This window comes from Cupriavidus sp. IDO, assembly GCF_000812465.1.
Classification (GTDB): Bacteria; Pseudomonadota; Gammaproteobacteria; order Burkholderiales; family Burkholderiaceae; genus Cupriavidus.
Genome location: NZ_JWMA01000028.1, coordinates 59,165 through 77,924 on the forward strand (window position 1 = coordinate 59,165; position 18,760 = coordinate 77,924).

At 61.5% G+C, this 18,760-nt stretch carries 19 protein-coding genes, 1 tRNA gene and 3 pseudogenes; 12 read left to right on the forward strand and 11 right to left on the reverse strand.

Features of this window, described 5'->3' with window-relative positions; translation table 11 throughout:
• Nucleotides 1-43: 43 nt before the first annotated feature.
• Genes RM96_RS09405 through RM96_RS36960 form a run of 3 tightly spaced genes read right to left on the reverse strand, consistent with a single transcriptional unit; the run spans nt 44 to nt 1,760 of the window.
• Entirely contained in the window at nt 44-925 is an 882-nt protein-coding gene (locus tag RM96_RS09405; protein ID WP_039010048.1) for an NmrA family NAD(P)-binding protein, read from the reverse strand.
• Between the two features lie 34 nt (nt 926-959).
• Entirely contained in the window at nt 960-1,520 is a 561-nt protein-coding gene (locus RM96_RS09410; protein ID WP_039010051.1) for a TetR/AcrR family transcriptional regulator, read from the reverse strand.
• Between the two features lie 60 nt (nt 1,521-1,580).
• Nucleotides 1,581-1,760 carry a glutathione S-transferase family protein gene (locus RM96_RS36960; protein ID WP_338011408.1) on the reverse strand — a complete coding sequence of 60 codons (180 nt, stop codon included), beginning with the start codon at nt 1,758-1,760 and terminating at the stop codon, nt 1,581-1,583.
• 361 nt (nt 1,761-2,121) lie between these two features.
• Here RM96_RS36960 and RM96_RS09415 point away from each other — a divergent pair, with 361 nt between their 5' ends.
• The 3 genes from RM96_RS09415 (at nt 2,122) to RM96_RS09425 (ending at nt 3,326) form a co-directional block, all read left to right on the forward strand.
• Nucleotides 2,122-2,625, forward strand: a complete 504-nt coding sequence (locus tag RM96_RS09415) for a helix-turn-helix transcriptional regulator (RefSeq protein WP_039010053.1) — start codon at nt 2,122-2,124, stop codon at nt 2,623-2,625.
• A 260-nt stretch (nt 2,626-2,885) separates the two neighbouring features.
• Nucleotides 2,886-3,059 carry a hypothetical protein gene (locus tag RM96_RS39920; RefSeq protein WP_238587197.1) on the forward strand — a complete coding sequence of 58 codons (174 nt, stop codon included), beginning with the start codon at nt 2,886-2,888 and terminating at the stop codon, nt 3,057-3,059.
• A 24-nt stretch (nt 3,060-3,083) separates the two neighbouring features.
• The gene (locus RM96_RS09425) at nt 3,084-3,326 is read left to right on the forward strand and encodes a tetratricopeptide repeat protein (protein WP_039010055.1); all 243 of its coding nucleotides are present in this window, start codon (nt 3,084-3,086) and stop codon (nt 3,324-3,326) included.
• On the opposite strand, the gene RM96_RS39300 is transcribed toward RM96_RS09425, so the two are convergent.
• A complete protein-coding gene (locus RM96_RS39300; RefSeq protein WP_193752420.1) occupies nt 3,323-3,490 on the reverse strand; it encodes a hypothetical protein in 168 nt (55 codons plus the stop codon). The genes RM96_RS09425 and RM96_RS39300 overlap by 4 nt on opposite strands.
• A 424-nt stretch (nt 3,491-3,914) precedes the next feature.
• A pseudogene (locus RM96_RS36965) lies at nt 3,915-4,127 on the reverse strand (H-NS histone family protein); the annotation flags it as partial.
• 100 nt (nt 4,128-4,227) lie between these two features.
• Here RM96_RS36965 and rpoD point away from each other — a divergent pair.
• Nucleotides 4,228-6,243 carry an RNA polymerase sigma factor RpoD gene (gene rpoD / locus RM96_RS09430; RefSeq protein ID WP_193752421.1) on the forward strand — a complete coding sequence of 672 codons (2,016 nt, stop codon included), beginning with the start codon at nt 4,228-4,230 and terminating at the stop codon, nt 6,241-6,243.
• A 108-nt stretch (nt 6,244-6,351) separates the two neighbouring features.
• Here the strand turns inward: rpoD and RM96_RS09435 are convergent, their stop codons facing one another.
• A complete protein-coding gene (locus RM96_RS09435) occupies nt 6,352-6,555 on the reverse strand; it encodes a cold-shock protein (RefSeq protein WP_013954359.1) in 204 nt (67 codons plus the stop codon).
• A 349-nt stretch (nt 6,556-6,904) separates the two neighbouring features.
• Between RM96_RS09435 and RM96_RS36970 the strand changes: the two genes are divergently transcribed.
• Both RM96_RS36970 and RM96_RS09440 read left to right on the forward strand, forming a co-directional pair.
• Nucleotides 6,905-7,105, forward strand: a complete 201-nt coding sequence (locus RM96_RS36970; RefSeq protein WP_082016492.1) for a hypothetical protein — start codon at nt 6,905-6,907, stop codon at nt 7,103-7,105.
• Between the two features lie 400 nt (nt 7,106-7,505).
• Nucleotides 7,506-7,880 carry a hypothetical protein gene (locus RM96_RS09440; protein WP_013954357.1) on the forward strand — a complete coding sequence of 125 codons (375 nt, stop codon included), beginning with the start codon at nt 7,506-7,508 and terminating at the stop codon, nt 7,878-7,880.
• A gap of 110 nt (nt 7,881-7,990) precedes the next feature.
• Here the strand turns inward: RM96_RS09440 and RM96_RS09445 are convergent.
• The 4 genes and pseudogenes from RM96_RS09445 to RM96_RS09460 form a co-directional block, all read right to left on the reverse strand.
• Nucleotides 7,991-8,067: transfer RNA gene (locus tag RM96_RS09445), tRNA-Ile, on the reverse strand.
• Between the two features lie 1,082 nt (nt 8,068-9,149).
• Nucleotides 9,150-9,275 (reverse strand): annotated as a pseudogene (locus tag RM96_RS38560) (3-oxoadipyl-CoA thiolase); the annotation flags it as partial.
• A gap of 14 nt (nt 9,276-9,289) precedes the next feature.
• Nucleotides 9,290-10,834, reverse strand: a complete 1,545-nt coding sequence (locus RM96_RS09455) for a GntP family permease (RefSeq protein WP_152624080.1) — start codon at nt 10,832-10,834, stop codon at nt 9,290-9,292.
• 177 nt (nt 10,835-11,011) lie between these two features.
• On the reverse strand, nt 11,012-12,016 hold the full coding sequence (locus RM96_RS09460) for a Bug family tripartite tricarboxylate transporter substrate binding protein (protein ID WP_039010060.1): 1,005 nt from the start codon (nt 12,014-12,016) through the stop codon (nt 11,012-11,014).
• Nucleotides 12,017-12,325: 309 nt separating this feature from the next.
• Between RM96_RS09460 and RM96_RS09465 the strand changes: the two genes are divergently transcribed.
• From RM96_RS09465 to RM96_RS09490, 6 genes are all read left to right on the forward strand, one after another.
• Nucleotides 12,326-13,735: an aldehyde dehydrogenase family protein gene (locus tag RM96_RS09465; protein ID WP_082016494.1), complete on the forward strand. Its 1,410-nt coding sequence runs from the start codon at nt 12,326-12,328 to the stop codon at nt 13,733-13,735.
• A gap of 41 nt (nt 13,736-13,776) precedes the next feature.
• Nucleotides 13,777-15,321 (forward strand): acetolactate synthase large subunit, encoded by a 1,545-nt coding sequence (locus tag RM96_RS09470; RefSeq protein ID WP_039010064.1) that lies wholly within the window; start codon nt 13,777-13,779, stop codon nt 15,319-15,321.
• 101 nt (nt 15,322-15,422) lie between these two features.
• The gene (locus tag RM96_RS09475) at nt 15,423-16,346 is read left to right on the forward strand and encodes an NAD(P)-dependent oxidoreductase (RefSeq protein ID WP_052279428.1); all 924 of its coding nucleotides are present in this window, start codon (nt 15,423-15,425) and stop codon (nt 16,344-16,346) included.
• A gap of 32 nt (nt 16,347-16,378) precedes the next feature.
• Nucleotides 16,379-16,834 (forward strand): cupin domain-containing protein, encoded by a 456-nt coding sequence (locus tag RM96_RS09480; RefSeq protein ID WP_052279429.1) that lies wholly within the window; start codon nt 16,379-16,381, stop codon nt 16,832-16,834.
• Between the two features lie 11 nt (nt 16,835-16,845).
• A complete protein-coding gene (locus RM96_RS09485; RefSeq protein ID WP_039010066.1) occupies nt 16,846-17,142 on the forward strand; it encodes a DUF1330 domain-containing protein in 297 nt (98 codons plus the stop codon).
• Nucleotides 17,143-17,233: 91 nt separating this feature from the next.
• Nucleotides 17,234-18,103, forward strand: coding sequence for an IclR family transcriptional regulator (locus RM96_RS09490; protein WP_082016495.1), 870 nt, complete (start codon nt 17,234-17,236; stop codon nt 18,101-18,103).
• A gap of 253 nt (nt 18,104-18,356) precedes the next feature.
• Here the strand turns inward: RM96_RS09490 and RM96_RS40825 are convergent.
• A pseudogene (locus tag RM96_RS40825) lies at nt 18,357-18,760 on the reverse strand (poly(3-hydroxyalkanoate) depolymerase); the annotation flags it as partial.

The following is an 18,760-nucleotide window of genomic DNA, read 5'->3' on the forward strand; positions in this document are numbered from 1 at the left end:
CACACAATGGATGGGTTGTGTGGGCGCCAGTTCCGGGTCGAGTTTATGCTTCGAAGGCTTCGCGATTGGCCTCTACAAATTCAGCGACCGTCTGCGGCGCCCTGCCCGTGATCTCCTTAATGACGCCGTCAGTACCGGAGAAGATACCGTTCTGGTAGTCGACTGCGGTAGCCAGGAAATGCTGGATCACGAACTCCGGCAGGTTGTACTTCTCCAGATGCTCACGATATTGCTCAAGGGTCGATGGCGCATAGGTGATCTTGCGTCCCAGCACCTTGCCAATCTCCTCCGCGATTTCTTGCTGATTCAGCTCGACAGGGCCAAAGAGGGAATAGGTCTTGCCGATATGATCCGACGGTTCAGTAAGGATATTTGCGATCAGACGGGCCTGGTCCTCGGCGGCGATCGGTGCATGACGGCCGGCACCATAAGGCAACGTGATCTTGCCTTCCTGCACGAGGGGATCGAGCACCCACGGAAAAATCAGCCACTCGGAGAAGTAGGTCGGGCGAATATGGACGGCCGGCACACCGGACCAGTCGAGCACGCGCTCGGCGATCCAGTGATCGCGAGCAGCATGGCTCTCCGAATCGTCCCGCGCCGAGATTTGCGACATCTCGATGACGACCTCTACGCCGGCGCGCTTGGCGGCATCGGCAAAGTATGAGGTGGCCTGAATGTAGCCCGGACGAACCGGGTAGCAGAGATACGCTCCCGCAACGCCTTCCATGGCGCGAATCACGTCGTCGTGCTCGAGAAGGTCGCCCACGAAGATCTCTGCGCCTTCAGCGCGAAGCGCTGCGCTGCGCTCATCCTCCTGGTGTACGAATGCGCGAACCGCGTGTCCCGCCTTGAGCAGAAATCTGGTGGTGTAGACGCCAGTCTTGCCGGTGGCGCCAGTGATGAGATATTTACGCTGTTCCATGAATTGCTCCAATCTGTGAATGTGTCCGACAGGCTTACATCGCCCCGAGGTGCTGCTTCACATCCTCCAGAATCGCCGTTGAAGCGTCGGAATCTTCAACGACTCTTGACATCGTTACGGCCCCAATCATGGCCGCCACTGCGAACACGGCCGACGACCTAGCCTGGCCGCCCATACGCTTGACCAGTACATCGACAAGTTCTTCAAAGCCTTGCGCGGCGGCTGCCCGTGTCTGCTCATCAGCCCTGGCGAGTTCGCTCCCCATTGCTGCCAGCGGACATCCGCCTGTCTGCGTGTCGCGGTGGTCCTCAGACACATAGGCATTGACGACAGCGGCAAGCCCGTTGTCCGCATCGCTATCCCGCGCGGCGGCCTCGAGCCCATCGATGACCTCGGTCATCGCCTGCGAACACGCTTCCGCGACCAGTTGATCCTTCGAAGAAAAATGCCGATAAAACCCACCCTGCGTGAGGCCTAATGGCAACATCACGTCGTTCAATCCCGTCGCCTGAATGCCGTGGAGTCGGAACTCTCGCGCTGCGGCCTCGACAATGCGTCGGCGGGTATCCGCTGCTTCAACCTTGGATTTGCGCATCAGCTTGCTCCGGATCGAGTGTGTGGTCGCTAACCATCTTATTTAGATGGTAGGTAACATCTAAACCGAAGTCAAGGAAGAAACGGGAACCTTGCCGAAGGCATTCGGGACGCGATATTGCTCGATGCGCTGTTCGCCCGCCGCCAGGTTGATCCGCTTGACCGTATAGGGGATGTCCGCCTCGTCAAGCGCGATCGCGGCACGGATACAGTTGCCAGTCAATGCTCCATACAGCTCGATAGAACCGTCCGGCCCTTACTAAGTTACACCGGCGACATGCATCCCCTGACCGCCGAGCCTTCCGGTCCGACGTGGAAATCGCAATCAAGTCGGACGCGAGCCCCGTCACCCGGGCCGACCGGGAAATCGAGGCGGAACAAAGGGATACCTACAAAGGGTCACGAGTCATCGGCCAATTCGCCAAGCGGGACACAAGTAGCAAGGGGGGGCGCGAAGTAGCATGGGAAGGACGACGACGTCTTGACCTAGGCCGCTGTCCTACGACCAAGCCGTGTGCGGAATATGGCATGCCAATTATGGAAGGAACATTTGTTCGGCTGTGTCGTCTATGCTTGACACATCCGATTTGGAGATTCTCGCCATGAACCCCGCCCTCCTGGGTAATGCGATTCATCGCAAGCGGATTGCCCTTGGCCTGACCCAGCAGCGGCTGGCCGACATGGCCGAACTGTCGCGCCAGTCGCTCAACGGCATTGAGCATGGCACCGTCAATGCGACGCTCGAGACGCTCGGGCGGCTGATGGACGTGCTCGGCCTGGCGCTTGACGTGCACGATCCTGAAACCAGCCGCCAGGCCAGGGGCACGCCGACCCGCGCGCTGTGGATGGCCGTGAAGGGCGCAAACGTGAGCTACACGGGCGAGCTCACGCCCGAAGAACTCGAGCGGGCCCTGGCCACCGGCGAGGTGCCGTCGGAGTTTCGGCCGCAAGTCGCCCAGGTCCTGGATGAGGCGCCACTGCAACTCGTCACGAAGGTGGTGGCCGAGGTGGCGGCGAAGCAGCACCGGAAACCGGCCGAGATCTGGAAAAACCTCAGGCGGCTTGCGCAGTCTTTGACGGCGACACGCGGAGGGCTGTGGGCTTGAAGGTCGAGCTTCGGGGCGACGTCTGGGAAAGCCTGTTCCCGCACGCCTTCACGCTGATGGAGGAGGTCAGGAAGCACGGGGGCATCTAGCCGTTCTGGACCTTCGGGGGCGGGACGGTCCTGATGCTCCGGTAACACCATCGCTTTTCACGCGATATCGACCTCTTTGTACCGGACCCGCAATATCTAGGGTTCGTGACGCCCCGTCTGAGCGAGGCTGCAGAGGGCATCACGAGCGACTATGTGGAGCAGGGGAACTTCGTGAAGCTAGTCCTCGACGCCGGCGAAGTCGACGTCGTGGCCTCGTCCAACCTGACCGACGAGCCATTCGAGATCTGGGAGATCATGGGGCAGCCAGTCAAGGTGGAGACCCCATGGAAGCGACGGACGGGATCCGATTCCGTGGCGACAGGTGCACCGGACTTTCAAGCGTGAAAGCTGAAAATGTGGCGAAACACTTTGCATTTCAACCTGGGCGTTGCACGCGAGGATATCGGCGCTCTGCAGTCAGCTCTGGCGGCATATGAACGATGCATCGAGCTTGCACCGGACGATGCCGATGCCCACTACAAGGCAGCGCGTTTGCATCAGGAGGTAGGCCACTTCCAGAATGCGCTGCGGCACTTCGACGCGTTCTGGAGCTCGACCGTCCATAACGCCAAGTGGGTGGCCGCTCGATCAAGCGGTCACCAGCCCTTCTAGAGCGGACTATCGAGCGCGGCCAGCCGCGGCATTGGTGCCGCGCCGTCATGAGCAACGGCGATGCCGTTCGGACGCCATTTCTGGCTGGCCACCCCGTCGAATGGTACGCCTTCCAAAAGGACGTACAGATCACTTAGTGCAAGAGCTGCGTAGATCATTTTCATGCTTGAAAATGATGGCTCCACTTTCCTGTTGTGCCGCGGGAGCCTTCTCTTGGGGGAAATGGGTATTAAATTTGGGTTAATTCAGACTTGGGAATTTCTTTCGGCGCCGTATCATGCCTGGGCAGTCCTGCTACCGTCCGCGTCGCCGCCTCTCTGGTGACGCGGGCTCTTTTTCGGGTGAGCGCCCCTTGTGGACAGGCCGATTGCCTAGCACGGGCGACTAGACGAGACTGGGCACGGGAAACTCACCAGTTGCCCGATTTCCTTCATGGACGTTCTGCGGCTCTCTGCTACCGGTCGAGAGCCGTCTCTTCCCCGGCCCTCGACCGACGCGCTGCCGCCTGCCCGGTCACATTGACACGTACAGTCTCGTGGAGAGTCGATTGAGTCGTCGTCGTTCAAGGGACGACGCGCGTGCAATCGTTCATGCCTGCTGGATAAGGAAACGCTCGGGCCGTTTGCCCAGCCACGCCGGCGTCCGGCCACGTCCCGACCAGGTTTTGCCAGTTTTGGGATCCATGTACTTCGGCGGCAGCGGCGCTTTCTCGGTGGCCGCGGACGCTGTACTTGCGGGCCGGCCCCGACGACGACGCGGCGCCACGTCTTCCGGCGACAGGCTATACCGAACCATCAGCTCGTGCGCACACCGGATTCCGCGAGAGGCATCCCGGCCTCGACTGTCCGTGCATCATTCCACGATTTCGTTCGCACCCCGACAGGCAAATTGACATGCCGTCATGCCCGCGACGATCGTCGGCCAACCTGTCGAGGAGAATGTATTGGACAATTCAGTGTCCCGCGTGATCGCGGTTACATCAAAAGCCGGCCGCCGCGCGCCAAAGGAAAAGACCCAGGCCGTCGCAACACCGCTGGACATCGCGTCAATGGCGCGCCAGGACGAGGAGCGTCAACGGCAGATGCGCGCGCTGATCGCGCTTGGCCGTGAGCGCGGCTATCTCACCCACGCGGACATCAACGATCACCTGCCCGACAACTTTACGCAAACTGCTGCGATGGAGACGATCGTCAGCACGTTCAGCGACATGGGGGTGGCCGTGTACGAGCAGGCGCCGGACGCAGAGACGCTCCTGCTAAACGACGCCGCGGCCGCCGTGGCATCCGACGATCAGGCGGACGAGGAAGCGGAAGCTGCACTGTCGACTGTCGATTCCGAATTCGGCCGCACTACTGATCCGGTCCGGATGTACATGCGTGAAATGGGTGCCAGCGAACTGCTGACCCGCGCTGGCGAAATCGAGATCGCAAAACGCATCGAAGACGGCCTGCAGGACATGATTCAGGCGATCGCCACGTGTCCGTCGATCGTGTCCACGATTCTTGTCGATGCGGACCGCATCGCTGCTGGCGAACTGCGTATCGACGAATTGGTCGCTGGCATCAGCGACGACGTGAATGAAAGCGAAATGGCGCTGGAGTCCGAAGAAGTTGAAGTGGAAGCAGACGCCTCCGACGATGACCCAGACGGTGACGACGTTGAAACGGACGCCGGGGATCCGGAGAAAATGAATGCGGCCCGCCTCGAACAACTCACGAACGACAGTCTTGCGGTTTTCGCGCGCGTGCGTGCACTGTTCGAGCAGTTGCCGGATGTACCCGTTACTGGCAAAGCCCGTTCTGCGGCCGTTGCGCAATTGCGCTCGGCGATCCAGCGCGAACTGGCGCCGATCCGCTTTACGGCCAGAACCATCGACCGCCTGTGCGCCAGTGTGCACGCACAGGTTACTGAGGTTCATGCGATCGAACGCAGCATCCTGGAGATCGCCGTCGACCGTTGCGGCATGCCACGCGAGGCGTTTGTCGAGTCGTTCCCTGGCCACGAAACCGACCTTGCATGGACCAGCCGCATGGCGGCGACTTCGCGGCAATTTGGCGCGGCGCTCGAGCGACATCTGCCGGCCATTCAGGCCGGGCAGCAGAAACTCATCGACATCGAGGCCCGGGTCTCGCTCACACTCCAGCAGCTCAAGCAGATCAACCGCCAGATGAGTGCCGCGGAGTTGAAAATGCGGCAGGCCAAGCGGGAGATGATCGAAGGGAATCTTCGTCTTGTCATTTCAATTGCCAAGAAATACGTGAACCGCGGCATGCAGTTCCTGGATCTGATCCAGGAAGGCAATATCGGCCTGATGAAGGCGGTGGACAAATTCGAATACCGGCGCGGCTGGAAGTTCTCGACTTACGCCACTTGGTGGGTCCGCCAGGCTGTCACGCGTGCGCTTGCTGATCAGGCGCGGACCATTCGTGTGCCGGTGCATATGATCGAGACGCTCAACAAGCTGAACCGAATTTCGCGCGAATTCCTGCAACAGACGGGACAGGAAGCGCATCCCGCCGTCCTCGCGGAGCGCATGGAGATGTCCGAGGAAAAAGTGCGCAGTATCCTCAGGATCGCGAGGCAACCTGTCTCGCTCGAGACCCCTGTGGGCGACGATGCCGACGCGACGCTCGGCGACATGATTGAAGATGTCTCTGCGAGTTCACCGACTGAGGCCGCGATTCACGCAAACATGCGCGCCGCGATCGATGAGGCACTCGACGAGTTGTCGCCGCGCGAGGCCAAGGTCCTGCGGATGCGATTCGGGCTCGATACGACCTCTGACCACACGCTTGAAGAGGTCGGCAAGCAGTTCGACGTGACCCGCGAGCGGATCCGTCAGATTGAGAGCAAGGCGATGCGCAAGCTGATGCATCCCAGTCGCGCTGACAAGTTGAGGCCCTTTCTCGAGCGCTGAGCAAAGGCGAGGAGTACGCCCTCCTTTCGGCGCCCTACTCCAGACCCACAGCGATCACGCATCGGCCCGATCGCTGCCCTGACAGTACGCGTTTGCGGCGCGGAAAACTTACAGCGGTTTGATGTTCGCTGCCTGTTTCCCCTTGGGACCTTGCTTGACTTCAAAACTGACCTTCTGGCCCTCCTGAAGTGATTTGAAGCCGTTTCCCTGAACCTCGGAGAAGTGCGCGAACAGGTCATCGCCGCCGTCGTCCGGCGTGATGAACCCAAAACCCTTTGCATCGTTAAACCACTTGACGGTACCTGTTGCCATGTTCTGAATGTTCCAAGGAAGACTAGTTGTAGATGACGCCACCGGCTTGCGCCAAATGTGCGGCTATCTTGTATCACGGGTGGGCCGTCGCCGACAATCCCTTGGTCGAGGCTTCACAAGCCTTTAAATGCCCCGGTGCATTGATTGACCCCGCTGCGATGCAACACATGCGTCGCTTGATTCCGGCGACAAAAGAGTTTACGGTGAATGCCCGGTGTGCGCTTCCTGCGCGTCCCTCGCACCGATGCATTCACTGCCGTTCTCATCGTCCTCGTGGAATTCGATCCACGGACCAGCTGTCGTAGGTTCCATTATCCGACCCCGGCAAAGGCCGGCAAAGGAGGCCGCCATGCTAAGTCCGCACGAAATCGCCGCGCTACTACTGCTTGGCGATGCGCAAGATATCGATGATCTCGAACCAGATCAATTGGACGGCTTGCTGGCCCACAAACTGCTCACGATGGAGCACGGGCATGATAGCGGCAATGCTTATCCCCGCCTGACGAGTCGAGGACACTCCATGCTCGAAGCCGTGCGAAGCATTCGGTGAGGCTTCGTTTCGTGCCCTATCGCCGTGTCCCGGCAACGCCGGCCCCATGCACTGCTTGGCCCGTATGCTGCGGCTTACCGTTGTCGACCGGGGATGGCGGAAGCGCAACGGCGGTAGCCGGCCCATGCGAGCCATATCGTCCGTCGTCCAATCTCTGATTCGGCACCGTAAATTACCTACCTTACAATCTTCTGACCGCGCAGTACCACCTTCCTTCCCTGATCACGTTCACCGAAACCGCTGATCACCTTCACCGAAATCCGCAAGCAAACGAAGCTGCCCCTTACAATGTTGCCGTGCAATATAGGACCAGGGCCGAAGAAGCGCGCGAATAGCCACACGCCCTGTTTGCGGCTGGCAAATACGCGTACGCCCGCCGAGGGAAGCAGCGGAGGACAGAATGGCGACAGCTCGAGCTGGAACCAGAGGGGAGGCACTGAAGCTCCTGGAGACAGAGGGAGTCACGGTGGTCGAGTTGGACTACGAGTCAGGTTGGCAGGATGCAGTTGAACTCGGCAGGCTCGGCCAGAAGGTTGGGATACGCGTCGAGTACCGCGGGCACGAAAACATAGCCGTCCGCTCGCCGGCTGCGCTCGTTGCCGGCCTATTGCGACCAAAGACAACATTCCGGCAGCGGAATCTGTACTGTCAGTTTGAGCTCAACAACTTGCCGGCAGATGAGCTAGAGAGCCTGGAGGCAAAGGCGGCGAAGTTGGGGGACTATATTCTCGCGGGGCACTTGATGAGAGAGGTGGATGCACAGTGGACAGAGTAAGCTGGTGCGGTCTGCCCTTTCGACAATGAACGGTTCGCTGTAGGGAAGCTCGGGGACGTGGCAGTGTCGTTGTATCCCACTATCCCTCGCATGCCGAGAACCATTGTTATTGGTGGGCCGGGTGGGACTCGAACCCACTATCAGTCGATTATGAGTCGACGGCTTATACCACTTAAGCTTCCGGCCCTTGCGTGGAGCGCGAGATGTTACCCGAAGGCGGCCTCTTGCGAACTTTGCGGCTTCCACCGCCTGGGCAACCTCGCGCTTCGCCGCGTCGACTGCCTTCCTCGTGTCGGCGCGGAGTTTTAGCAAGCGCTTCTTCGCTGGCTGAGCTTCGCGTGCGAGCACGAAGCGCGGAGTATAACCGCAGCGGTGGCACACCTAATAGCGGTCTGGCTCATCATTGTGTGGCGACGTTTATGGCAGCCGGCGTATTCAGCGGACAGCCCGGAATGCTTAGTCCGCACTGGCGCGGCAGCGCGAAACCGGGAGCGAGAAGTCCGAGATGACGGTGCCCCCGATCTCGGAAGCACGCAAGACGTCGACGCATCGGAGCGTGCCTCCCGATTATTCGCGACAAGGCCCCGTTATCGTGCCTTATTGCCGTGTCACGGCAGAGCCAGCGCTACATGTTCATCCCGGCCCTGCACGCTACTGCTAGGCGTTTCTCGCCAGAAACGGCGGAAGCGCAACGGCGGTAGCCGGCTGTGGATTCAACCGGTCGATGCAACACACTAAAGGCTTTGCGAGCCTGAGGGGTGTTGCAAATGAAACAAAGACGGCGGATCTACTACACCGAGACTCAAAAGGCACTGATGTGGGAGCGGTGGCGCAAAGGCGATGGTGCCCCAATTTGCCGATATCGTTACGCCGCCGAGTGCGCAACTGCATTGCGCTTCGAAGCCGGCGAGCGCGATCGTCGAGGCGACACCCGCGGTAGAAGATGAAGCATGGAAGCTGGGAAGCAGACAATGCCGAGCTGCTTTCCGCACTCGCTGGCGCTGGCGAAGCGTCGCAATCGACCAAACGATCGAAAAGCAAAAACGCCGTCGACAGGCAACCCAATCGACAAATGCCAGGCATCTTGATACCGCTTCTGAGTGCGTTGCCGGGCTAGCGATTCTGACCAGACGAGCTACGCGCGATAGGAAGAATGCGCCGCCACTGGATAGCGAGATCGTCGGTTGCTCACCGCTTGCCGACTCTGAACTTCAGACTCCCAATCCATTCATCCGATGGCCCGACTGCGGCAGTCCTCACGGACCGCATGGGGTTGCGGGCCATCAGCGCGTGGATTGGCACCGCGCCAAGGTCGTCGGTACGCACCGACGAGAGCGAACCGCCGTAGCGGCCGATGGGTGTGCCGATGGCGTCGTAGATGAAGGTGTGGTTCATGGTGGTTTGAGATGTCAATAGATCGTCATGGCGACAACGATGGCCAGCACATTGGTGAGCATGGGGGTCACCACGGCCAGCATGAAGATCGGCTTGTAGGCCTGCTTGTGCGTGAGGCCGACGACGGCCAGCGCCGTGATGACGGCGCCGTTGTGCGGCATCACGTCCAGGCCGGCGGTCGCCAGGCTGGCAATGCGATGGATCACCTCCGGGTTCAGGCCCAGCGCCAGGAACTGCTTTGCAAAGAGCTCCATCGCGATGCCGAGCCCGCCGGACGCAGAGCCCGTGATGCCGCACAGCAATTGCGTGGCCAGGGACAGCGAGATCAACGGCGTCCCGGGGATGCTCAAGAGCATGTTGGAGATGGACTTGAAGCCGGCGACAGATCCCACCACCGCCCCGAAGCCGACATCGGCACAGGTGTTGATAACGGGCAGCGCGCAGTTGGTCGCACCGCCGGTGAGGGTCTTCAGCTTGTCGGGCAGGTGCCGATGCAGCAGAACCATGCCCGCGCCAATGCCCCCGAGCAGCGCCCAGACGATGTCGACCTTGACGACATTCAGCAGGATCAGCAAGGCGACGGAGGGCATGAATGCCAACCAGATGTTGGGAAGCGCTCTGTCGCTGCTGGCATGAGTGGGCGCCGCCTTGGATGCCGCAGGATCGGTGCCCTCGTAACCCCCGCCCTGGCGCTTCGAGCGCTTGATCATCCAACCGAGGAGCAGATAGTTCGCGGTGATGACGAACACCGTGGCGATCAACCCGAGCGCGGGTGCCGCCGTGGCGGTGGTGCCCAGGTACGTGGTCGGGATGATGTTCTGGATCTGGGGCGTGCCGGGCACCATCGACATCACGAAGGTGGCGACGCCGAAGAAGTAGATGCCGGGAAACAGGTGCCAGGAGAGATCGATCTCCTTGAACAGCGGCCGTGCGATCGGCACGATGACGAAGAGGATGACAAAGATGCTCACGCCGCCATAGCCGAGCAGGCCACAGACCGCGACGATGGCCATCGACACATGCAGAGGATTAGACTTTCCCGTCAGCGTCAGCAGGAAATCCGCGATCTTTCGGGCTGCGCCGCTGTCTTCCATGACCTTGCCGAAGATGGTCCCCAGCAGGAAGAGGAAGAAGAACTTCATCGCAAAGGAACTGAAGCCCTTCATGTAGGTGTCGTTCAGTCCCTTTAGCAGATCGACCTGCGAGAAGGCCAGCGCGATCATCGCGGCGATCGGCGCAATCAGAATGATCGACCAGCCTCTGAGTGCCAGTGTGATGAGAGTGGCGAGCCCCAGGAAGATTCCGAGAATGCTCAGCAATTGTGGGTCCATGTCAATTCCAGTCAAAGGTTGTCCTACCACGCGGCGATCGAGCTTGGGGCGTGATGTCTTGAACGGTCCGTCGATCAGGCGGGAGCAAGTGCCTCGAGCAGCCGCGCGAGGTCGCCGGCAACGAAGCCGAAGCCGCCCGATTCCCCCAGGCGCCGGTCGGCTCGCCGACCTTGTCCAGGCCCTGGTGGCCAGTGGCCACACCTTGACGCGGCCCTGCTCGTCGAACACAACCAGGACCGGTACGCGATACTCCCGCCAGTGCTACTCGAACGCCTGCGCGTCTGGTGGCGTGTCGCCCATGGCCAAGCTCCTCCCTCTGTGTTTTCTTGAGATGAAGCTTCCCCTTCCGGCCACGGATGACCTGAGGGGTACAGGACATTCGGAGGTGGGAGGCCGCCGCGCTGCTTACTCGACGACGATCCCGCGCTGCTTGATCAGCGTTGACAGCCGCCTGCTCTCGTCAGTCAGCAGGTTTCGGAAAGCTGACTTGTCCAGTGCCACCGGTTCGGCGCCAAGTTGCGCGAACCGTTGCTTGAGCACTGGCGAGGCCAACACCTTCTTTAACGCCGCAGAAAAGCGCTCGCTGATGTCGGCCGGGACCTTATTCGGTGACCACACCCCGAACCAGACATCAAGATTCGCATTGCGGATGCCCAGGTCCGCGTATGACGGTGCGTCCGGAAAGAACGGCGACCTGCTCTCGCTCGCCACTGCCAGCAGCTTGACCTTGCCACTTCGGATGTGGGGGAAGCCAATCCCCGGGTCGAATACGACGTCCGTCTGACCGGCCATCACATCCTGCAGCGCAGGAGCGGAGCCTTTGTACGGCACCTGCGTGATCGACGTGCCGATGCTCTGGTTGAATAGCTCGGCGGCGAGATGGGGTGCCGTACCGGTTCCGGCCGACGCGATGGCGATCTTGCTCGGTTGCGACTTCGCCAAAGCGATGAACTGCTTGGCGTCCCTGGCCTCAAGCGTTGGACGGGCGACCAGATACATCTGGGCGCGTCCGATGGCCATGACGGGCGTCAGATCCCGGGACGGGACGAGATTCGACTTGAACAGATATGGGTTGGCCGTCTCAACCGAGGTGGGCGCAATCAGAAACGTGTACCCGTCCGGCGCCGCCCTCACGACTTCGCCGACCGCCAGGTTGCCGCTTGCCCCCGGCTTGTTTTCGACGATCACTGTCTGCCCCAGTGCTTCATTCAGCAACTGTGCAATCGCACGCGCCATCACGTCCGTTCCGCCGCCGGGAGCGAAACCCACCACTAGGCGGATGGGCCGTGCCGGCCACGCCGCACTCTGGCTCGCGGCCGGAAACGCCGCACCAGCCAGCATGGCGGCCCCCAGCGCCAATACGGCGCGGCGTGAACGGAAATGCGAAATGGGGCTGAAGCGGTGGGTCATGGTGGTTGTCTCCTGGATGGTGATTGCGGTCGAAAGCGCCGTCGGTCGAACCATAGACCGGCGACTCGCTGTTGTAAATAGGGATTACACGTTGTCCATAGGATAATTTCAGTAAAAAGTGCGCTGCGAACGCCTTCGTCGAAAATTATCCTATGGATAACGCAGTTACCCTATTTACAAACAGAATTCGATGCTCTACCGTTCGATTCATCGGCAGCATCCCGACCGCGATCGGTACGCCGCAACGCAAAAACTACGAGAGACAACGTGCTTGATAAGAGACAGTTCCATATCGATGGGGAGTGGGTAATGCCCGCACGTCGCCAAGACCTGGCGGTGATCGACCCATCCACCGAGCAACCCTGCGCGGTGATATCCATCGGTGAAGCCATCGATGCCGACCGGGCGGTGCAGGCGGCAAGGCAAGCCTTCTCGGGCTGGTGTCGCACTGACCCGGGGGAGCGGCTTCGGCTGGTCGAGCGCCTGCTGGACATCTACGAACGACGCGCCGCGGAAATGGCGCGGATGATCAGCCTCGAGATGGGGGCGCCCGTCGACATGGCGCGGGCCGAACATGTCGGTGCCGGCGCGTATCACATGAGGAACTTCATTACCGCGTTTCGCACGTTCTCGTTCGAACGTTCCCTCGGCACGCATGCACCCAACGATCGGATCCTGATGGAGCCAATCGGCGTCGCCGGTCTCATCACCCCGTGGAACTGGCCCATGAATCAGGTCACGCTGAAAGTCGTGCCTGCATTGCTGGCCGGATGCACTGTCGTGCTGAAGCCATCCGAGATCGCGCCGCTCTCCTCGATGCTCTTTGCCGAATTCATCGAGGAAGCCGGCTTTCCGAACGGTGTGTTCAATCTCGTGAACGGGGACGGCACGGGAGTCGGCGCGCGCCTGTCGTCCCATCCCGATATCGACATGATCAGCTTCACGGGCTCGACCCGTGCTGGCATCGCCATATCAAAGGCAGCAGCCGAAACGCTCAAGCGAGTGGTGCTTGAGCTCGGCGGAAAAGGGGCCAACCTCGTCTTTGCCGACGCGGATGCGGATGCGGTCAGACGCGGAGTGCTCCATTGCTTCAAGAACACCGGCCAAAGCTGCAACGCCCCTACCCGCATGCTGGTCGAGCGCTCGGTCTATGCGCGCGTAGTCGACGAGGCCCGGGAAATCGCCGAGAACTTCGCGGCCGAGGCGGCGCACGCGCCGGGGAAGTTCTTCGGCCCGCTGACCTCGGCGGCGCAATTCAGGAAAGTCCAGGAGATGATCGAGACAGGCATGGCGGAGGGCGCGCGACTTGTTGCAGGCGGCCCCGGGCGTCCCGAAGCGCACGAATGTGGCTACTTCGTGCGGCCAACCGTTTTCGCCGATGTGACCAACCAGATGACCATCGCCCGCGAGGAGATCTTCGGCCCTGTGCTCTCGATCATTCCTTTCGACACCGAGGAAGAGGCGATCGCCATCGCCAACGATACGCCGTATGGGCTGACCAATTACGTGCAATCGACTGATGACGAACGATGCCGCCGCGTCGCGGGCCGGCTGCGTTCGGGCATGGTGGAGATGAATGGCAGGCCGCGCGCACCGGGATCTCCTTTCGGTGGCATCAAGGCGTCCGGACGTGCCCGCGAAGGCGGGATCTGGGGCATCGAGGAGTTTCTTGAAGCCAAGGCGGTTTCCGGCTGGACCGATCCTGCCCGCTCGCGCTGACCCCACGCGACCCACCTTCATCGAACCGGAGAACACACAACATGAATGGCGCCGAAAGTCTGGTCACCACACTGCTCGAGTCGGGCATCGATACCTGCTTCGCCAATCCCGGCACCAGCGAAATGCATTTCGTCGCGGCCCTGGATCAGATTCCAGGTATGCGGTGTGTGCTGGGACTGCAGGAGAACGTCGTTACCGGCATGGCCGACGGCTATTTCCGCATGGCCCGGAAGCCCGCGAGCACGCTATTGCATTGCGGCCCGGGACTTGCCAACGGCTGGGCGAACCTTCACAACGCTCGCCGCGCTAATAGCGCGGTCGTCAACATCGTGGGAGATCAGGCGACCTATCACCGCCCGTATGATGCGCCCCTCACTGCCGATACGGCCGCGCTCGCGGGCGCCGTATCGGCATGGGTCCGCACGAGCCAGTCCGCAGCCGACGTCGGTTGTGATGCGGCCGCCGCAGCAGCCGCTGCGCGCACCGCGCCCGGACAGATCGCCACACTGATCCTGCCTTCCGATACGTCCTGGGATGCGGGCGGCGTTGCCGCGCGCGCATTGCCCGTACCGTCAGCGCCATCGATCGATGCATTTGCCGTCGATAACGCGGCGCGCATTCTGCGCCAGAACAGCAATGACGTGCTGATCCTGCTTGGCGGCGAATGCGCGCTGCCCGAAGCGCAGGCGCTCGCGTGGCGCATTGCCAGCGCGACGGGCGCGACCCTGAAGTACGAGTACGTGATGGGGCGGGTCTCGCGTGGACGAGGCCGTCTGCCGATCGAGCGGGTGCCCTACAACACCGATCAAGCCATCACGATGATGGCATCGTTCCGGCACATCATCCTGGTCAACGCCAGGCCACCAGTCGGATTCTTCGCCTACCCCGGCAAGCCGTCCCTCCAGTATCCGCGCGAAGCCCAGATCCATCATTTGTCGCGCGTCGACCAGCATCCCGAAGCGGCCCTGCTCGCGCTGGCGGAGGCGCTGAACGCGCCAGTGGTCGATATGCCGCCCGCGAAGCCCTGCCCGGAGATCGTTACCGGTGCACCCACGCCGGAAGGGCTGGCCCAGACGATGGCCGCCGTGATGCCGGAGAACGCGATCGTATCGGACGAAAGCATTTCGTATGGCCGCAGCTTCTACCGATTCACCCACGCTGCAGCACCACATGACTGGCTCTCACTGACCGGCGGTGCCATTGGCGACGGACTCCCGGTTGCAACCGGCGCGGCGGTGGCCTGTGGGGGCTCAAGACGGGTCATCAGCCTGCAGGCTGACGGCTCGGCGATGTATTCGCTTCAGTCGCTTTGGACGCAGGCACGTGAACGACTCCCCTGCACGACGATTCTGTTGGCCAACCGCAAGTACAACATCCTGATCGGCGAATACGAGAACGTCGGGGCATTGCCGGGGCCCACGGCCATGAGCATGCTGGACCTGTCGAATCCCGATCTCGACTGGGTCAGGCTCGCCAACGGCATGGGGGTGGAGGCCGCACACGCAACGACGCTCGAGCAGTGCGCCGACCTCATGAAGCAGAGCTTCCGCCAGGACGGCCCCTTCCTGATCGAACTGTTGATCTGAGTGAAGGCCGGCACTGCAACGTTACCCGAAGCACGCCGCGCGCGGCACCAACTGGTAGACGCGGTGCGCGGAAATCCACCCAGATACGGAGACATACGAACGTGAGCGAGATTACCCACATCGGCTTTTTGGGCCTTGGCAACATGGGTGCCGCGATGGCAATGCGGCTTATTCATCCCGGGTGCCGACTGCACGTCTGCGACCCTAACGCGGAAGCCGTGTCGCGACTTGTGGACGCTGGCGCGGTGGCGCATGCCAGTCCGCGTTCGGTGGCGGATGCCGCCGCCATCGTCATGGCCTGCCTGCCAAGCCAGGCGGTATGCGAAGCGGCGATTTTCGGCCAGGACGGCGTGGCGGCCGGCAACGCGCTGCATACGTACGTCGAGATGTCGACGATCGGTCCGACTGCGGTGTCTTCCATCGCACAGAGACTTCAGCGTCAGCATATCGCCACGGTGGACGCGCCAGTCAGTGGTGGGCCGTCCGCCGCGCGTGCGGGCACGCTGTCCATCATGCTTGCCGGCGCGAGCCATGACATTGCGCGCGCCATGCCCTCGCTGGATCGCATCGCGAAGACGATTCACAACCTGGGCGATCAGCCCGGCCAGGCACAGGCGATGAAGCTGGTGAACAACATCATGCTGGCCGCCAACATGGCCGTTGCATCGGAGGCGTTGGCGATGGGCGCCAAAGCAGGCCTGAACGCCGACGCCATGGCCGACGTCATCCGATCCAGCACCGGCCAGAGCGCGGCAGCAGACATACTTGCTCGCTTCGCCCTCCCTGGATCGTTCGACTTCGGGGCACACATGTCGATCCTCGCAAAGGATGTGGAGCTCGCCATCACAGAGGCCCGCAATCTGGGCGTACCGGCGCGCGTTCTAGAGCAGGCCCGGGGCGTCTGGCAAACGGCAATGGAAGAAGGACGCAGCCAGGACGATTTCACTTCAATCATCAAGAGCGTGGAAGAACGCGCCAACGTGCTGGTACGCGGGGCACCACGGCGACAACCCGTCAATCAGTAAATTTAACAACGAAAACACCTACGGAGCAGACCATGGACTCATCCACCGAACACGTTCATTCCGCCACGTCGATTGCCGACGCCGAAGCGCTTACGCAAAGGCTTTCCTATGCCACGCCCGAAACGGCGCCACTGGTGCCGGGACGCCGCTCATTCTTCAAGTATCGGGACCTGGGCGTGACGACTGCCACGGATGGCCGCATGCGCGCGCAGATAACTCTTGCAACGGGCGAAATGCAGCAAACCGGGTGGCACTATCACCTCTGCGATTCGCAGTTCATTTATACGCTGCGCGGCTGGGTCGACCTGGTCTTCGAGGACGGCCGCCATATTCGCGTCAGCGCGGGAGAATCGCTCCTGATCCCTGGTGGACTCAAGCACAACGAGCTGGCGATCTCACCAGACCTCGAGCTTCTCGAAGTCTCGATTCCGGCAAAGATGGGAACGGTGGCCTGCGAACCTCCAGCGAACTTCACCTCATCCTTCTGACGGGAGACGACATGACGAAAGGTTACATTTTTGCCGAGGTAGACATCCATTCCCCCGGCGCGGAGTGGGATGAGTACGCCAGCAAGGTCGAGCCCACGCTGGATTCATATGGCGGCGTGTTCCTGATTCGGGGAGGCACGCCCCACGTGCTCGAGGGCAACGCCAAAACCGGGACGTTCGTGGTTCTGGAGTTCGAGAGCCCCGAGGACGCCACGGCCTGGTACACCTCCACAGACTATCAGCGCATTTTGCCGCTCCGCCTCCGCAATGCCGATGCGCGCGTCATCTGCTTGCCTGGAGCTGGCTGAATTCCCGTGTCATCGCCCGTGATAAACTCAAAAGTCGTTTGCGCACCCTGAATCCGAGGTTCGCCCCCTTCCGAGAGGAGTATCGACGGCTTTGACAGAAGCAAAAAAAACCATCGCAGAACCATCGGCGGTGTCGGCGGACGACCCGCCACCGACTGCTGCCGGCAATGGCGGAGGACGACGCCGGATTCAGTCGGCCGACAAGGCAACGGAGGTTCTTCTTGCGCTTGTCGAGGCGGGTAAGGCGACACCCCTCCGAGATCTGGCGCGCGCTATCGGCATGCCAAACAGCCTCGCGCATCGCTACCTCGCGAGCCTAATGGCAAGCGGTCTCGCGGTACAGGATGAAGTCACCGGTCTCTACGACCTTGGGCCGACGGCGGTACGCATCGGCGCGTCCGCCCTCGCGCGTGTTGATCATCTGCGCCTCGCCAGTGAAGCGATGCCACAGCTAGTTTCTAGCACGGGATTGCCCGCCCTCCTGTGTGTGCTCGGCGATCGTGGCCCCACTATCGTGCGATGGGAACGCAGCTATGTGCCATTCATTACTACGTTGTCGGTGGGCTCGACATTCCAATTGACAAATTCGGCGACGGGTCGCGTGCTGCTCGCCTTCACCCCCGATCAGGTCAGAGATGACCTGATCGAGTTGGCCGTTTCGAAGAACCATGAACAGCCACCAGTAAAGTTGCTTGAGCGTCTTTCGACGATCCGGCGAGTCGGATACGACGAAGCGGAATCGGTTCTCATCCCAGGACTGTCGGCCATGAGCGCGCCGATTCTCGATGTTCAGAACGAGGCAGTCGCGTGTCTGACGCTAATCGGCGCAAGCCCTGATGTCCGGCGCATCAAGACAAAGGCAATCAAAGCGCTGGTCGAGGCAAGCGTGAGTATCTCGCGATCTTGCGGGAGCAACCTGTCGTTCGTCTCTTCATTGGCAGATCCAACAACAAAAGCCTGATCTCCTCCATTGCCGCCTGCTCGTCTGCCACGCAAAGCGTGGCATTCAACTTGCGAGCTACAATCGGCGACGCCGGACCGGGCGACCGCTCTTGTCGCGACTTCAGTCAGAACAATTGGACCGGCCGACTGGCGGAGAGGTGTCGGCAAGAGACGACCGGGCAGCAGAGGTGGGCGGCGCCGGCGGTCCGGTTGCGCGACATATCTGGCAATAATGTCTAATTTTTGACCATAACTTGCAAGTCTCTGAGGGTTCAGTCCGCGCGCGGATTTGCGAGGAGAAACCGCAGCATTTCCGCACTGGCGTCGGGCCCCTTCGGATCGGTGTAGGTGCCGCGGCGGCTGCCGCCCGACCACGCATGTCCGGCACCGTGGATCACCCAGTACTCGGCATCGATGCCGGCAGCCGTCGTGACCCTGTGCCGCGTGTAGTCGCGGCCCGCGCGCACGGTCTCACGTTGCGTGTCCGTGCGCGCCTCGCCTTGCTCGAAAGGTGCCACCAGCCGGCTACCATCAGCGGCGCGCTTCCGGCCCTTGACCTGCCGATACCCTTGCCGCCCCGCATCGCGCCCAGCGCGGACGGCAGGTCGTGCGCGCAGCCCGCGGGCAAGCCCGAATGGATACCCGCCGCCGCGAACAGTCCGGGATAGCGCTGGAT